The sequence below is a fragment of the Nocardia sp. NPDC052001 genome, assembly GCF_040680615.1.
In the GTDB taxonomy this organism is placed as follows: domain Bacteria; phylum Actinomycetota; class Actinomycetes; order Mycobacteriales; family Mycobacteriaceae; genus Nocardia.
The window spans coordinates 314807-328866 of sequence record NZ_JBFAXC010000004.1; the positions used below are offsets into that span (position 1 = coordinate 314807).

The 14060-nt window shown below is 66.4% G+C and carries 13 protein-coding genes; 6 read left to right on the top strand and 7 right to left on the bottom strand.

All coding sequences use genetic code 11. The features are described from left to right. Positions 1–39: 39 nt before the first annotated feature. A complete protein-coding gene (locus tag AB0L82_RS21550) occupies positions 40–1542 on the bottom strand; it encodes a condensation domain-containing protein (protein WP_364638851.1) in 1503 nt (500 codons plus the stop codon). Positions 1543–1779: 237 nt separating this feature from the next. Next, positions 1780–2955: a cytochrome P450 gene (locus tag AB0L82_RS21555; RefSeq protein ID WP_364638854.1), complete on the bottom strand. Its 1176-nt coding sequence runs from the start codon at positions 2953–2955 to the stop codon at positions 1780–1782. Positions 2956–2989: 34 nt separating this feature from the next. Here AB0L82_RS21555 and AB0L82_RS21560 point away from each other — a divergent pair, with 34 nt between their 5' ends. Next, positions 2990–3802 carry an SAM-dependent methyltransferase gene (locus AB0L82_RS21560; protein WP_364638856.1) on the top strand — a complete coding sequence of 271 codons (813 nt, stop codon included), beginning with the start codon at positions 2990–2992 and terminating at the stop codon, positions 3800–3802. A gap of 19 nt (positions 3803–3821) precedes the next feature. On the opposite strand, the gene AB0L82_RS21565 is transcribed toward AB0L82_RS21560, so the two are convergent. The 3 genes from AB0L82_RS21565 to AB0L82_RS21575 all read right to left on the bottom strand — a co-directional run bounded on the left by AB0L82_RS21565 (position 3822) and on the right by AB0L82_RS21575 (position 6452). Then, positions 3822–4259, bottom strand: coding sequence for a hypothetical protein (locus AB0L82_RS21565; protein ID WP_364638859.1), 438 nt, complete (start codon positions 4257–4259; stop codon positions 3822–3824). Beyond that, the gene (locus AB0L82_RS21570) at positions 4256–5086 is read right to left on the bottom strand and encodes a hypothetical protein (RefSeq protein WP_364638862.1); all 831 of its coding nucleotides are present in this window, start codon (positions 5084–5086) and stop codon (positions 4256–4258) included. The genes AB0L82_RS21565 and AB0L82_RS21570 overlap by 4 nt, the downstream gene beginning before the upstream one ends. Positions 5087–5375: 289 nt before the next feature. Further along, the gene (locus AB0L82_RS21575; RefSeq protein WP_364638865.1) at positions 5376–6452 is read right to left on the bottom strand and encodes a polyprenyl synthetase family protein; all 1077 of its coding nucleotides are present in this window, start codon (positions 6450–6452) and stop codon (positions 5376–5378) included. Positions 6453–6810: 358 nt separating this feature from the next. On the opposite strand from AB0L82_RS21575, the gene AB0L82_RS21580 reads away from it, so the two are divergent. Next, on the top strand, positions 6811–8019 hold the full coding sequence (locus AB0L82_RS21580) for a UDP-N-acetylglucosamine--N-acetylmuramyl-(pentapeptide) pyrophosphoryl-undecaprenol N-acetylglucosamine transferase (RefSeq protein ID WP_364638868.1): 1209 nt from the start codon (positions 6811–6813) through the stop codon (positions 8017–8019). Between the two features lie 57 nt (positions 8020–8076). Here the strand turns inward: AB0L82_RS21580 and AB0L82_RS21585 are convergent, their stop codons facing one another. After that, entirely contained in the window at positions 8077–8607 is a 531-nt protein-coding gene (locus tag AB0L82_RS21585) for a PaaI family thioesterase (RefSeq protein ID WP_364638871.1), read from the bottom strand. A 55-nt stretch (positions 8608–8662) separates the two neighbouring features. Here AB0L82_RS21585 and AB0L82_RS21590 point away from each other — a divergent pair, with 55 nt between their 5' ends. Then, positions 8663–9109, top strand: a complete 447-nt coding sequence (locus tag AB0L82_RS21590) for a helix-turn-helix domain-containing protein (protein ID WP_364638875.1) — start codon at positions 8663–8665, stop codon at positions 9107–9109. Positions 9110–9262: 153 nt separating this feature from the next. Then, entirely contained in the window at positions 9263–9613 is a 351-nt protein-coding gene (locus tag AB0L82_RS21595; RefSeq protein ID WP_364638877.1) for a ribosomal subunit interface protein, read from the top strand. Positions 9614–9751: 138 nt separating this feature from the next. Here AB0L82_RS21595 and AB0L82_RS21600 read toward each other — a convergent pair whose 3' ends face one another. Further along, positions 9752–10621 carry a LuxR C-terminal-related transcriptional regulator gene (locus AB0L82_RS21600; protein ID WP_364638880.1) on the bottom strand — a complete coding sequence of 290 codons (870 nt, stop codon included), beginning with the start codon at positions 10619–10621 and terminating at the stop codon, positions 9752–9754. A gap of 61 nt (positions 10622–10682) precedes the next feature. On the opposite strand from AB0L82_RS21600, the gene AB0L82_RS21605 reads away from it, so the two are divergent. Further along, positions 10683–12335 (top strand): AMP-binding protein, encoded by a 1653-nt coding sequence (locus AB0L82_RS21605; protein WP_364638883.1) that lies wholly within the window; start codon positions 10683–10685, stop codon positions 12333–12335. Further along, positions 12332–14050, top strand: coding sequence for an AMP-binding protein (locus AB0L82_RS21610; protein ID WP_364638886.1), 1719 nt, complete (start codon positions 12332–12334; stop codon positions 14048–14050). Before AB0L82_RS21605 ends, AB0L82_RS21610 begins: the two co-directional genes overlap by 4 nt. The last annotated feature ends 10 nt before the right edge of the window (positions 14051–14060 follow it).

The window sequence follows — 14060 nt, forward strand, 5'->3', positions numbered from 1 at the left end:
TCAGTCGCGAACAGCCTGAAGTTCAGTCCTGCACAGCCCTCAACAGCCAGGGGCCGGACGGTTCCGGACCCGGCGCGCACGCCGCCGTGGCGCGCTGACCAGCAGTGGAGCGATCGGCCCGGTGTACCCGCTCGCGATCAATTCGACGGTGGCGAGGAACTTTTCGGCGAAGCGCTCGGCGGTCTCCGGATCGAACCGGGCCATCGGATACAGGAACGGCCCATCGATTCCGACCGGTACGCCGGTGTGGTCGTAATGCTCGGTGAGCCCGAATTCCAGATCGTGTTTGGCGCGCACCACCCCGGTCGGCACCTCGGTCACCGACAATCCGCCCGGAATCGATTCCCCGGGCGGGGCGGCGTCATCGCGTTGCAGGATGAGCGTGGCCTGGAAGAGCGGATGGTTCGGATCCTGCGGCAGGCAGCGCAGCAGTCGCGGATTGGAGGTGTCCGGATTCGCGAAGGCGGCCAGGGCGACTCGGCGCACCTGGTCGAGCAGTTCGGTCATATCGGCGGCGCGGTCCAGGCGCACCCGCATGAGCACATCGTCCGCGAGATTGCCGACGATATCGGCGAGCAGCGGATCATCACGACCGGAGACCGCGGTCGCCACGGTGACATCGGGCGATTTCGCGAAGGCCGACACCGCCACCGCGAAGGCGGTCTGCAGCATCATGAAAACGCTCGAACCGCTCTGCCGGGCGCGATGCAGCAGCATGCGGTGGATATCGGCGTCCAGGCGCACCCGCAGCAGCGCACCGGCGGCGTCCCGATATCCGGAACCGGCTCTGTCATAGGGCAATTCGAGCGGGATGGGCCGTCCGACCAGATTGTTCGCCCAGTACCGCAGCTGGGTGCTGGCCCGGCTGGACGGATCGTCGTACGCGCCCAGGTATTCGTGCTTCCACAGCGTGTAGTCGATGTAGTCGACCGGCAGCGGCGGCCACGCGGGAGCCTGTCTGCTTGCGCGCGCCAGATAGGCGGTGACCAGATCCCGCATGAGCGGACCCATGGATTGACCGTCGAGGGAGATGTGGTGCACAACCAGTGCCAGCACCACATCCCGCGCCCCGAGCCGGAACACTCGCGCCCGGATAGGCACCTCGGTGCCGAGGTCGAAGGCGCGACCGCTGAATTCGGCGATGCGCTCGGTGAGTTCGCCCGCGAAACTGTCCACCACGCGCACATCGATCCGCGCCACATCGGCGTCCATGACCACCTGCACGGGTCCGTCCGCGGTCGCCGGATAGCAGGTGCGCAACGGAGCGTGCCGCCGCATGATGTCATCGATGGCGCCCAGCAGTGCGGGGATATTTACCGCCTGACCACGAATCCGAAACGCGCGAGCAACATTCCAGTCAGCGGAGTATCCGGCCGCCGCGGCATGCCACATGCGTTCCTGAGCCGGTGCGAGCGGAATCCGGGGTGTGCGCGGCATCCGCCGCAGCGTCGGCGCGGCATCCACGATGCGCAGGAATTCGGCAGTGTCAGCGGGCTTTTTCCGCTCCACCGGCCCGGTCCAGGCAGCAACGGGTACCGCCATCGTCGCCGTCCTCTCAGCTGCCAGCCGATCCGAAATCACCGCCGCCCAAAGATCCGGCAGCGCTGCGGGACGACAGTGCGGAGAACGTTAGCAAAGCTATGGCAATTCGGGGCACCCAGAAAAGAGACACAGACCACTGCGTGCGAGAGGTTTACGCAAGCCCAAGAAAACCTGGGCGCGGCCCAATGGTCGGACCATCGGGCGCTGAGCCCGGGAGTCCGGGCTCAGCGGAGGAGGTCAGCGACGGGTGACCGTGGTGGGGATGCTGGCGAAGCCGCGGTTGTTCGAGGAGTGGATGCGGCGCAGACCGTCCGGATCGATGTCGTAGTCGGAGACCACGGCGGCGATCTCGGACAGCGCGGTGCGCAATTCCAGCAGCGCGAGATTGGAGCCGAGGCAGTGGTGCCGGCCGCTGCCGAACACCAGCGAGGAGGTGGTGTCGCGGTCCAGATAGAAGGCGTCCGGATCGGAGAAGACCTCCGGATCGCGATTGGCCGCACCGGTGAGCAGCAGTACCCGGCCGCCCGCCGGAATGGTGACGCCGTGCAGCTCGATGTCTGCGGTGGCGGTGCGCAGATTGGTCTGGGTGGACGGATCCCAGCGCATGGACTCGTCGATCCAGTCCTCGATGCGGCCGTCCAGGGCGAGGCGGCGCTGATCCGGATGCAGCCAGCCCGCATGCCAGGTATTGCCGAAGGTCAGCATGGCGGTTTCGATGCCCGCGCCCACCAGCAGAATCAGTACGCCGACAATCTCTTCCGGGGTGAGGCGGTCATCGCCGTCGGCGGCGTCGAGCAGTCCGGACAGCAGATCGTCCTGACGCTCCTTGCTCCGCTCGATGGTGAGTTCGGTGTAGTACCCGACCAGTGCGCCGATGGCCTGCACGGCCTCGGGCCGCAGATCGGTGGACTCCTCATCGGTGTACATGATCTCCATGCCGAGCTTGCGGATCATCTCCCGATCCGCCTGCGGTACCCCGACCAGTTCGGAGATCACATCGGTCGGAAACGGCCCGGCGAAATCGGTCATCAGATCGAAGCTGCCGCGTTCGAGCAGCGGATCGAGCACGTTGCGCGCGATCTCGCGTAGTCGCGGCGCGAGCCCCTGCACCCGATGCGCGGTGAACGCGCGCGCCACCAGCCCGCGCAGCCGGGTGTGCTTGGGCGGATCCATCGCGACGAAGGAGAAGAAATGTTCGGCCTGCGGACCCCAGAAGGCGGGCTCCATCCGGATGCCGTTCACACTGGAGAAGCGTTCGGAATCGCGCAGTGCGGCCAACACGTCGGCATGCCGGGACAGCGCCCAGAAGTCGTCGGTGTCGTTCCGGTAGACGGGAGCCTCGGTACGCAACCTGGCATAGTGGGGGTACGGATCGGCGTGAACTTCGAAGTCGTATGGGCTGTAGCGCGACATGATCAAACACTAATCGAATTGGATTGGGAGCGTTGTGAACTCGGAATCGGCAGCGGAGCGGATCGACACCACCAAACCGCACCCCGCTCGTCGCTACGACTACTGGCTGGGCGGTAAGGACAATTTCCCGGCCGACCGGGAGTCCGCGGACGCCGTCGCCGAGGCCTTCCCCACGGTCCGGCTGGCCGCGGTGGAGAACCGCAACTTCCTGCGCCGGGTGACCCGATACCTGGCCGCGGAGGCCGGGATTCGCCAGTTCCTCGATATCGGCGCGGGCCTGCCCACCGCGGGCAATGTGCACGAGATCGCGCAGGGCATCGCACCCGAATCACGCATCGTCTACGTGGACAACGATCCGATCGTGCTGGTGCACGCGCGCACCCTGCTGAACTCCGCGCCCGAGGGCCGGACCGCGTACCTCGACGCCGATCTCAACGATCCCGAGCGCATCCTGAACCATCCGGATCTGCTCGCCACCCTGGATATGAAGCAGCCGGTGGCACTCATGCTGGTCGCCATCATGCACTTCTTCACCGACGACCGGCATCCGTACGAATTGGTGCGGACGCTCTGCGACGCGCTGCCGCCGGGCAGTCACCTGGTGATGTCGCATGCCACCAACGACTTTCTGGAGCCGGAGGATCTGGCGGCCACCACCGAGGCCAACAAGCGCAGCGGCGTGCCCTTCCAACTGCGCTCCAGCGCCGAGTTCGCGAAGTTCTTCAGCGGATACGAGATGGTGGCGCCGGGTATCACCGCCGTCATGGAGTGGCGGCCCGACGAGTATCGGGCGCAGCCGCGCGCGGAGGCCGTATCGATGCTCGGCGGCGTCGCGCAAATCTCGTAAATCGCGACAAAGCGCCCAATTACAGCCTGCCGGTTTCCTTCAGCACCCGGCGGGCCTGCGCGAATAGCATGCCGACATTCACCGTTTTACGGCAGACCACCACGATAACCACGTCATCGCGGCTCTCGGTGCGAATGAACAGGTGTGTGAGGTTATCGCTGTTGACCAGAATCTCCTGGAAATAGTGCCGCTCCAGGCGAACTCCGCGCCGCTCCTTCCAAATATCCTCGATCATCACCACATTGCGCCCCTGGAACAGATCGAGGGTGGCGGCGGCGAGCAGATCGAGCACTTCCTGCGGATGATTGTCGACGGTCTCCACCGCCAGCAGCATTCCGGTGGTCATATCGATGGCGCCGGCGGCCAGGCATTCCGGAACTTCCGAGCGCAGCACTTTGACCATAATTCCGATGCGGTCCGAGAGGCTGCCCGGTCCGGTCGCGTTCGTGGTACTCATTGCGTCCTTTCTGTTTTCCGCGCGGTGGCGGTCCGTTGATAGGCACGGGTGGCCGGTTGCGGCGGGCGCGGCGGCAACGTGTCATTGATGCCGCTGGCGCCGCGGCGGCGGCGCGGCAGCAGTGATCTGGCCCCGCCGCGCGCGGGTTCGGTCATCGGCAGCTGCACGCGTTCCAGCGGGGCGATAGCGAGCAGATCGGCGTCGAGCATGCGCACCACGTCGACGGTCACCGCGTACAGGCTGCGGCTGAGCTGCATGGCGATATCGCGGCAACTGTGCCGGCCGTTCACCCAGAGCAGGATCTCCCGCCACTGCGCGGCGCTGCCGTGACCGTCCTCGTGGCCGGCGAGCAGTTCACGGCCGGTATCGGTGAGCACCAGGTGATTTCGATGCGGGGAGACGCGGCCGTGCGCGAGGGCGGCCAGCCGCCGCTCGGTCTCGAACAGCAACCAGGCGGTGTCGATGCCGGGCAGCTCGCCCGACTCCGCGGGCGCGTCCTGCCAGCCGCACCCCGACACCCAGCCCGCGGTGATGGCGAAAATCCCGTCCAGGGCCGCCATCTGGGCGACCAGGCGCACATCGGCCGCACCGGTGCTGATACGCCCGGGCCGCGCGAGCAACTGCCGCACCCCGGGAGCGCCGGGCGATTCCACCGTAATGATCTGTCCGGCACGGAAATACAGATCGCCGCCGGGTTCACCGGTGACTCGCAATATTCCGGTGTGCGCGATGGCCGCCGCATTCTCCGATTCGCCGACCAATTCGCGGGCGGACTCCCGGCCGAGCACCGTCAGGCGACCGGACTCGGCGAGAGGACCCGTGGTCATGCTCGAACTCCTGGAAATGGTCGTGCACGAATGGCGAAAAACACACGCCCGGTATGTATTTCGGCGCGCTTTCGGCAGATCGAGTGCGCCGCGTGCTCGATATCCTGACAGCCCAGCTGTTTTGGAGCAACGGAATGCGGGGAATTGGGGACCAAAGTCCCATGGTCAGCTCGTCAAGCCGGGTATGCGCGGGGGTTGCCGGGGAAATAGTTTGCTGAAATGACCTGTCCAGCAACAAATACCGGCCGGTCGAATTCGACCGGCCGGTATTTGTGAACGGTATCAACGATCAGTGATCGCGCTCCACCACGCAATCGGCCAATTCCATCAGATCCCGCGCACCCCGATATCCCGCGATACACGATTTCGCCGCCCGCACCCGGCGGATGGACTCGGCCTGCGCCCAGCGTCTGCCACCGGCGCGGGTGATCAGATCCGCGGCGCGCAGAGCCGCTGCGGCGTCCAGCGGTTCGCCCGAGCGGTACATCTCGGCGAACTCCCGCCCGGCCGCGGTACCGGACTCCAGCGCCACCACGACCGGCAGACTGCGCTTATGCCGCATCAGGTCGTTGCCGACCGGTTTTCCGGTGCGCACCGGATCGCCCCAGATGCCGATCAGATCGTCCACCAGCTGGAAGGCGATGCCCAGTTCCCGCCCGAAGTGGTCCATCGCCTCCACGACATCGGGGCGGGCATCGGCGCACAGTGCGCCCATGGCACAGGCGCAGCCGATCAGCGCACCCGTCTTGTACTGGAGTGTTTCCAGGCATTCATCAAGGGTCACTTCGTCTTTCGACTCCGCCGCACAGTCCCGCTGCTGACCCAGGCACAGTTCGATGACCGCCTGTTCGAGTCGCGCTATTCCGGACAGTCCGGCGATCGGCGCACCGGCGAGGGTCCAGATGGCCAGGCCGTGCATGGCGTCTCCGGCGAGCACCGCGTCGTCGATGCCCCAGACCCGCCAGGCGGTGGGCCGGCCGCGCCGGAGCTCATCACCGTCCATCACATCGTCGTGCAGTAGCGTGAAGTTGTGCACCAATTCCACTGCGGCAGCGGCATGTACGGCCTTTTCGGGTGATCTGTCCGAGTCCCCGCGCCCGCTCGCGGCACGCGCGGCGGCGAGCACCAGCGCGGGCCGCAGGCCCTTACCGCCGGATTCGCCGAGGGTCGGCACCCCGGCGGCATCCCACCAGCCCAGGTGGTAGCCCGCGACCAGCCGCAGTTCGGCGGGCAGGGTGTCCACCGCGGCGCGCAGCAGTGGTCTGGTCAATTGCTGGGCGCGCGAAAGGATTCGGTTCGCGTCACCGCCTTCCACCCAGGGCATTCCATTGCCGTACGCGGGATCTGCCGCTGCCGAGGAACTCATGGCCACCTCCATTGACGCTGGGACTCGTAGTCGCCGAGTCGATCTCGTGGATTTCGAACCGGGGACTACCGGCCCGTGGTCGGCGTGCAGGCGATGGAGGGGCGGCGCTGCGGGCGCGGGAGTTGACGGCGAGCGCGGCGGGACAGCGTCCAGGGCTCCATCGTCAGGCCCCTCTCGCTGGGCGAAGTGCGAATTCGCTGGGCAGATTAAGAAACGAACTTGCGTCAGAACCTTTACCGCTACAACGTGATCCGAGTCACAGATCATGGTAAAGGCCCATTGGCCGTTAGCCAACACTTCGCAATCACCGCCGACCGACCGGTACCGTACGTCCGACTCATCTTCAGGAGGCTCAGCCATGACCGGATCCGCACTCGACCGCGCCGAAATCCTGCGACGCGTAGCCGCACGGGGCCGCATTCGCGTGGTCGTGGCCGGTGGCGGCACGGGCGGGCACACCTACCCTGCGGTATCGGCCGTGCGCGCACTGCGCGATCTGACGGCCGAGGCGGGTGCTACCGCAGAGGTGTTGTGGGTCGGCGTGCCGAACAGCTTGGAACAGCGCGTCTCGGATGAAAACGACATTTCGTTCACGGGCATCAAGGCCGGAAAACTGCGGCGCGATCGCAATCCGCTGAAGATGCTGAACGCGGCCAATGCCAAGGACGCATTGCGGGTTCCGCTCAGCGTGCTCACCGCACAGGCGGTGGTGCGGCGCTTCCGGCCGGACGCGGTGCTGTGCACGGGCGGATACGTCTGCGCTCCCATCGGGCTCGCCGCGGCACTGCGGCGACGGCCCCTGGTGATCCACGAGCAGACCACCGGCATCGGCAAGGCCAACCAGCTACTCGCCCGCGCCGCCGACCGGATCGCGCTCAGCTCCGCGGCGTCGGTGGAACGGCTGCCCGCCAAGGTGCGCGGGCGCGCGGTGGTGACCGGCAATCCGATTCGGCCCGCGCTGACCACCGGTGATGCGAAAGCAGCTGCGCCGGCGCTGAATTGGACCGGATACTCCCCCGAGCTGCCCACCGTGTACGTCACCGGCGGCGCGCAGGGCGCGGTGCAGATCAACGATCTGATCGATGAACTGCTGCCCGAACTGCTCACCATCGCCAATGTGATCCACCAGTGCGGCAAGCTCTCCTACGATCGGGTGCGCGAACGCGCGGCCGCGCTCCCGGCCGACCTGCGCGAGCGCTATCTGGTGCGCGAATTCCTCGGCCCCGAACTCCCCGATGTGCTCGCCCTCGCCGATGTGGTCGTATCCCGTTCCGGCGCGGGCACACTGGCCGAGCTCACCACCCTCGGCAAGCCCTCGGTGCTGATCCCCTACCCGCATTCGGTGGGCGGCGAACAGATCCGCAATGCCCAGATCCTCGCCGACCACAATGCCGCCCGGGCGCTGTCCGGCGCGGACGCCACCGCCGCCAACCTGCGCACCGCCCTGTTCGAACTGCTCACCGAACCCGATTCGCGCACAGCGGTTTCCGCCGCCGCCCGCGCCCAGGGCCATCCGGACGCCGCCGAACAGCTCGCCCTCAACGTCCTGGACCTCGCCACCCGCTGAGCCTTCGTAACCGAAGCGGCACTACAGCTTCCGGGCGATCAGCCGCCTAGGACGGGGTCAGCCGCCGATGACGAGGCAGGTGCTGGTCGCGGTGGCGAGCAGTGTTCCGTCGGCGTCGCGGACGTCGGCTTCGGCGAAGGCGACGCGGCGGCCGGGTTTGGTGACCCAGCCGTGCACGGTGAGCTCACCGGTGTGCGCGTGGATGGGGCGCAGGTAGTTGATTTTGATTTCGATCGAGGTGTAGCCGACGTTCGCGGCGAGGGTGGTGTGCACGGCGCACCCGGCGGCGGTGTCCAGCAGGGTGCAGGCGACGCCGCCGTGGATCATGCCGATCGGGTTGTACATGGATTCGTCCGGCGTGCAGACGAACACGACATCGCCGTTCGCCACCTGAACGGGGCGCATATTCATGAGCCCGGCGATGGGCGCGCCCGGAATCTCGCCGTCCACCATGGCGGTCAGGTACTCCAGGCCGGTGCGACCCGGCGCTGCCTCCAGCGAGACCTTGGGGTCATGCCAGTAGACGGTTTTGCTGCGCACCTCACCCCAGGATTCGGGGCTCGCGGGCGGTTCGGTGGTGATCGTCATGGAAATGACCCTAACACCCTGGGTTCACAATGTGAATGTAGATAGGATGTAGGGCATGGCACGGAACTGTTCGGTCGCGGCCGCACTCGGGATAGTCGGCGAGCAATGGGCGCTGCTCGCGCTGCGCGAGGTCTTCCTGGGCGTGCGCCGCTTCGACGCCATCCAGGAGGCGACCGGCGCACCGCGCGCGGTCCTGATCCGGCGGCTGCGCACGCTGGTGGATGCGGGCGTACTGGAACTGCACGACTATCGCGAACCGGGTTCGCGCACCCGCCAGGAGTACCGGCTCACCGCCGCGGGCCGCGAATTACAGCCGGTGCTGACCGCGCTCATGCAGTGGGGCGATAAGCATTTGGCGGGACCGGGTGGGCCGCCGCTGGCGGTATCGCACTCCGACTGCGGTGCGCCGGTACGCGCCGTGCTGCGCTGCGATGCCGGTCATCAACTCCCCGATACCGGGCGCGGGCTGATCGCCACCCCGGCCGGGCGTCAAGCGGAGTAACCCGATCCGCATCGCGGGCAAATCCGGTTGCGCACAATACCTTCCGGCACCGTTACGCACGAGTGACGTTCGCAACCGACCGATCGCCCCGAAAAACGGGTAATGTCAATGGTGTCAGCAAGTTCTCGGCTATTCCAAGAGTTTGGAGATGCCATGCAAATCCAGGTCTTCGCCGACAAGCACATCGGCGGCAGCGCGGCACTCATCGAGCAGGCGCAGGACACCATCGAATCCATCCTCGACCGCTTCGCGGACAATCTGACCCGCGTAGAAGCCCACGTCACCGACGTGAACGGCCATAAGGGCGGCTCCGAAGACAAGCAGTGCAACCTGGAGGCGCGCCCCAAGGGGCAACCCCCGGTGGCGGTCCGCCATCGCGCCGCCACCGTCGAAGAGGCGTACATCGGCGCCGCGGAAAGCATGGCCCACCTATTGGACAGCCGCTTCGGGCGACTCCACCAGCACAAGGGCGGCGAGACAATCCGCCATATGGCAGCCCGCTGAAATCAGCGAAAGACGCTGAGTACCTGGGTGATTCGCGTACGCGAATCACCCAGGTAGCGCGGGAGGTGAAGGAGAGTGCGTGACGATCGCCGCATCCCCTTACGCCACAACCGATACCCGTCAGCCGGGCCGCACCGGTCAGGGCAGCAGGCCCAGACGGCGGGCGCGCACCACGGCTTCGTGACGGGAATGCGCGCCCAGTTTGGTCATGGCGCTGCGCAAGTAGCTCTTCACCGTTTCCGGGCGGAGTGAAAGCCTCAGCGCCGCTTCCGAATTCGTGCAGCCCAGGGCGATCTGGGCGAGTACGTCCAATTCCCTGGGCGCCAGGGTTATCTCTTGATCCGGATCTGCCACACCGGACACCAGGCGGGCCAGCTTATCGGTGACAGTGCGTAATCGGTTGCGGGCCAAAGTATCCGATACCGACGGCGTGATTCCGCGCAATTCCGCGTGCAGATCCCGAAGCTGTTCGGCGAATGCGGCATCCGAGCCGGGTAGTGCCGTGGCCGCAGCGCGCGCGGTTGCCAACCGCAGCCGCCGGTCCACCTCGTCGCGTATCGCGAGTTCCACGCTCAGCCGTTGTCCGGATCGCACCATGGCATCGGCGACCCGATCCCCTATCGGCCCGGAGTCGCGGTTGGCCACATAGAGCACCGCTCGCGCCTGCCCGCCGACCACCACGGGTACCGCCACCACCGCGCGCAGGCCCTCACCGAGCACCGGGCCGTCGTAGTGGTGGGTGATCGTCGAGGCGGAACGGTAGTCCGCGACCGAACGCGGCCTGCCGGTGGCGATGGCACTGCCGCCCAGACCCGAACTGGGCGCGACCAGCAGGCCGCGCATGCCGTTGGTCCGGGTGCCGACGAATTCACTGAGCACCAGGCCGCCCGCGTGCACGGTGCCGCCGAACACCACGGGGGCCTTGGACAGCGCCGCGATCTGCCGTAATTCGGCGCGTAGCGCGTCGCCGTCATCGGGGCGGAGCAGATCGTCTGTGGCCGGGCTCATGGTTACCCCCGTTCGGGGCTGGTCGGGGTGGCGGTGTGACGTGGATCCTACCGAAGTGAGCATGAGCACGGACCGGCTCCGGCCGGTGAGCTATTCCTCGGGGGCGTGGAGCACGCCGCTACTCGGGGACACCATCGGCGACAATCTCGATGGCACGGCGGCCCGGTTCGCCGACCGCGACGCGTTGATCGACTACACCACCGGTGTCCGCTGGACCTACCGCGAGTTCCTGGCGGAGGTGAACGCCCTGGCGCTGGGCCTGCTGGCGAGCGGACTGGGCAAGGGCGACCGGGTGGGCATCTGGGCGCCGAACTGCCCGCAGTGGACGCTGGCGCAGTACGCGACCGCCAAGATCGGCGCGATCCTGGTGAATATCAATCCGGCCTATCGCGCGCATGAGCTGCGCTATGTGCTGGGGCAGGCCGGAATTCACACGCTGATCGCCGCGCCGTCGTTCAAGACCTCGGATTACGCGGCCATGATCGCGCAGGTGCGCCCGGAATGCCCGGACCTGGCACAGGTGGTGCTGCTGGACAGCCCGGAATGGCGGCGGCTCTTCGAAATCGGGCGCGCGGGCGATCCGGAACGGCTGGCGCTCGCCCAGGCCGCGCTCTCGGCGGACGATCCGATCAATATCCAATACACTTCGGGCACAACGGGTTTCCCCAAGGGAGCCACGCTCAGCCATCACAATATCCTGAACAACGGCTACTTCGTCGGCGAGCTGTGCGGCTATACCGAACAGGACCGCATCTGCATTCCGGTTCCCTTTTATCATTGTTTCGGCATGGTGATGGGAAATCTCGCCGCCACCAGTCACGGCGCGGCCATGATCATTCCCGCGCCCTCGTTCGAACCGCGCGCGACGCTGGAAGCCGTTGCCGCCGAACGCTGTACCTCGCTCTACGGGGTGCCGACCATGTTCATCGCCGAACTGGCCGATCCGGAATTCGACACCTACGACCTGTCCAGCCTGCGCACCGGCATCATGGCCGGATCGCCCTGTCCGGTCGAGGTGATGAAGCAGGTCATCGAGCGCATGGGCATGCACGAGGTGAGCATCTGCTACGGCATGACCGAAACCTCCCCGGTCTCCACCCAGACCCGCGCGGAGGACAGCCTGGCCCAGCGCACCGCCACCGTGGGGCAGGCCGGACCGCATATCGAGATCAAGATCGTCGACCCGGTCACCGGGCTGACCGTGCCGCGCGGACTGCCCGGCGAACTGTGCACGCGCGGCTATTCGGTGATGCTCGGGTACTGGAACGATCCCGAGAAGACCTCCGACGCCATCGATGCCGCGCGCTGGATGCACACCGGCGATCTGGCCACCATGGACCAGGACGGCTACGTGGCGATCACCGGCCGCATCAAGGATATGGTCATCCGCGGCGGCGAGAATATCTATCCGCGCGAGATCGAGGAGTTCCTCTACAGCCATCCGGACATCCTCGACGCACAGGTGATCGGCGTGCCGGACGCCAAATACGGTGAAGAGCTGATGGCATGGATTCGCATGCGCGAGAACGCGACTCCGCTCACCGCCGAATCCCTGCGCGAGTTCTGCACCGGCAAGCTCGCGCACTACAAGATCCCCCGCTACGTACATCTGGTGGATGAGTTCCCGATGACCGTGACCGGCAAGATCCGCAAGATCGAGATGCGCGAGATCGCCGTGAACCTGCTGAATCGATCCGCCGAGGAGACCGCATGACCACCGCGACGCCCACCGCCAATACCGCGGCCTACCGCGCCGCCCGCGATCTGCTGGTCGCGCACGCCACCGACTACACCGCCGCACTGGAGCATTTCGAATGGCCGCGCCTGACCGGCGTATTCAATTGGGCCACCGACTGGTTCGACGTCATCGCGCGCGGTAACGACCGGACCGCGCTCTGGATCGTCGAGGAGGACGGCGCGGAACAGCGCATCACCTTCGACCAGATGGCCACCGGTTCGGATCAGGTGGCCACCTGGCTGTCGAGTCTCGGTGTGGGCAAGGGCGATCGGGTAATGCTCATGCTCGGCAATCAGGCCGAACTGTGGGAGGCCATGCTGGCCGTGGCCAAGCTCGGCGCGGTGATCATGCCGACCACGGCGGCGCTGGGCCCGGAGGACCTCATCGACCGGATCGACCGGGGCGGTGCGGGTTTCGTGATCGCCAATGCCGCCGACACCGCCAAGTTCGACGAGGTGCCGGGCGACTACGTGCGAATCGCGGTGGGACAGCAGGTATCCGGCTGGCGCTCCTACGCCGAGGCCACGATGACCATGTCGGCGGGTCCGTTCGCGGCGGTCACCGAGGTGGACGATCCGCTGCTGGTGTACTTCACCTCCGGCACCACCAGTAAGCCGAAGATGGTGCAGCACTCCCAAATCAGTTATCCGGTAGGGCATCTGTCGACCATGTACTGGATCGGCGTGCGCCCGGGCGATGTGCATCTGGCGATCAGCGCGCCGGGCTGGGCCAAGCACGCCTGGAGTTGCTTCTTCACCCCGTGGCTGGCCGAGGCGACCATATTCGTCTACAACTACGGCCGTTTCGACGCCGCGGCGCTGCTGGAGCAACTGCGCCGTGCGGAGGTGAACACGTTCTGTGCGCCACCGACGGTGTGGCGCATGCTGATTCAGTCCGACCTCGGCGAGCGACCGGCCGGTCTGCGTGAAATCCTCGGTGCCGGTGAGCCTCTCAACCCCGATGTGATCGCACAGGTGGAGAAGGCGTGGGGTCTGACGATTCGTGACGGCTTCGGACAGACCGAGACCACGTTGCAGGTCGGCAATACGCCAGGACAGCCGGTCAAGCCCGGATCCATGGGCCGACCGGCCCCGGGAGTGCCTGTCATACTCGTGGACCCCATCACCGGAGAACTCGCTGATGAGGGCGAAATCTGCCTTGACCTGGGATACACTCCGGTCAACCTGATGACCGGATATCTGGGCGATCCGGAACGCAACGCCGCTGTCACGGCGGGGGGCTTCTACCACTCCGGTGATGTCGCCTCACGCGACGACGACGGATACATCACCTATATCGGCCGCACCGACGACGTCTTCAAGTCCTCCGACTACAAGGTGTCGCCGTTCGAGCTGGAGAGTGTGCTCATCGAGCACCCAGCCGTGGTCGAGGCGGCGGTCGTCCCGCAACCGGACGACACCCGTCTCGCAGTTCCCAAGGCATACGTTTCACTCGCCGCCGGATGGGAACCCGATCGCGAAACCGCCCGCGCCATACTCGAATACGCCCGCGACCACCTCGCCCCTTATCTGCGAGTGCGCCGCGTGGAGTTCACCGAGCTACCGAAGACCATCTCCGGCAAGATCCGCCGTGTCGACCTGCGCCACCGCGAAGAGCGGGCGCACGCCGCGGGCGAGCAGATTCCCACCGAGTTCCGATACGAGGAAGTTTTCACCGAAACGCAGCCGTAGTCCCTTACAC

What these genes read in the sequence shown, in the direction of transcription:
- AB0L82_RS21590 (WP_364638875.1), top strand. Translation starts at nt 8,663, where the DNA reads ATGGCACGGAACTGTTCGGTCGCGGCCGCACTCGGGATAGTCGGCGAG.
- AB0L82_RS21600 (WP_364638880.1), bottom strand. Translation starts at nt 10,621, where the DNA reads ATGAGCCCGGCCACAGACGATCTGCTCCGCCCCGATGACGGCGACGCG.
- AB0L82_RS21580 (WP_364638868.1), top strand. Translation starts at nt 6,811, where the DNA reads ATGACCGGATCCGCACTCGACCGCGCCGAAATCCTGCGACGCGTAGCC.
- AB0L82_RS21610 (WP_364638886.1), top strand. Translation starts at nt 12,332, where the DNA reads ATGACCACCGCGACGCCCACCGCCAATACCGCGGCCTACCGCGCCGCC.
- AB0L82_RS21565 (WP_364638859.1), bottom strand. Translation starts at nt 4,259, where the DNA reads ATGAGTACCACGAACGCGACCGGACCGGGCAGCCTCTCGGACCGCATC.
- AB0L82_RS21555 (WP_364638854.1), bottom strand. Translation starts at nt 2,955, where the DNA reads ATGTCGCGCTACAGCCCATACGACTTCGAAGTTCACGCCGATCCGTAC.
- AB0L82_RS21595 (WP_364638877.1), top strand. Translation starts at nt 9,263, where the DNA reads ATGCAAATCCAGGTCTTCGCCGACAAGCACATCGGCGGCAGCGCGGCA.
- AB0L82_RS21550 (WP_364638851.1), bottom strand. Translation starts at nt 1,542, where the DNA reads ATGGCGGTACCCGTTGCTGCCTGGACCGGGCCGGTGGAGCGGAAAAAG.
- AB0L82_RS21570 (WP_364638862.1), bottom strand. Translation starts at nt 5,086, where the DNA reads ATGACCACGGGTCCTCTCGCCGAGTCCGGTCGCCTGACGGTGCTCGGC.
- AB0L82_RS21575 (WP_364638865.1), bottom strand. Translation starts at nt 6,452, where the DNA reads ATGAGTTCCTCGGCAGCGGCAGATCCCGCGTACGGCAATGGAATGCCC.
- AB0L82_RS21585 (WP_364638871.1), bottom strand. Translation starts at nt 8,607, where the DNA reads ATGACGATCACCACCGAACCGCCCGCGAGCCCCGAATCCTGGGGTGAG.
- AB0L82_RS21605 (WP_364638883.1), top strand. Translation starts at nt 10,683, where the DNA reads ATGAGCACGGACCGGCTCCGGCCGGTGAGCTATTCCTCGGGGGCGTGG.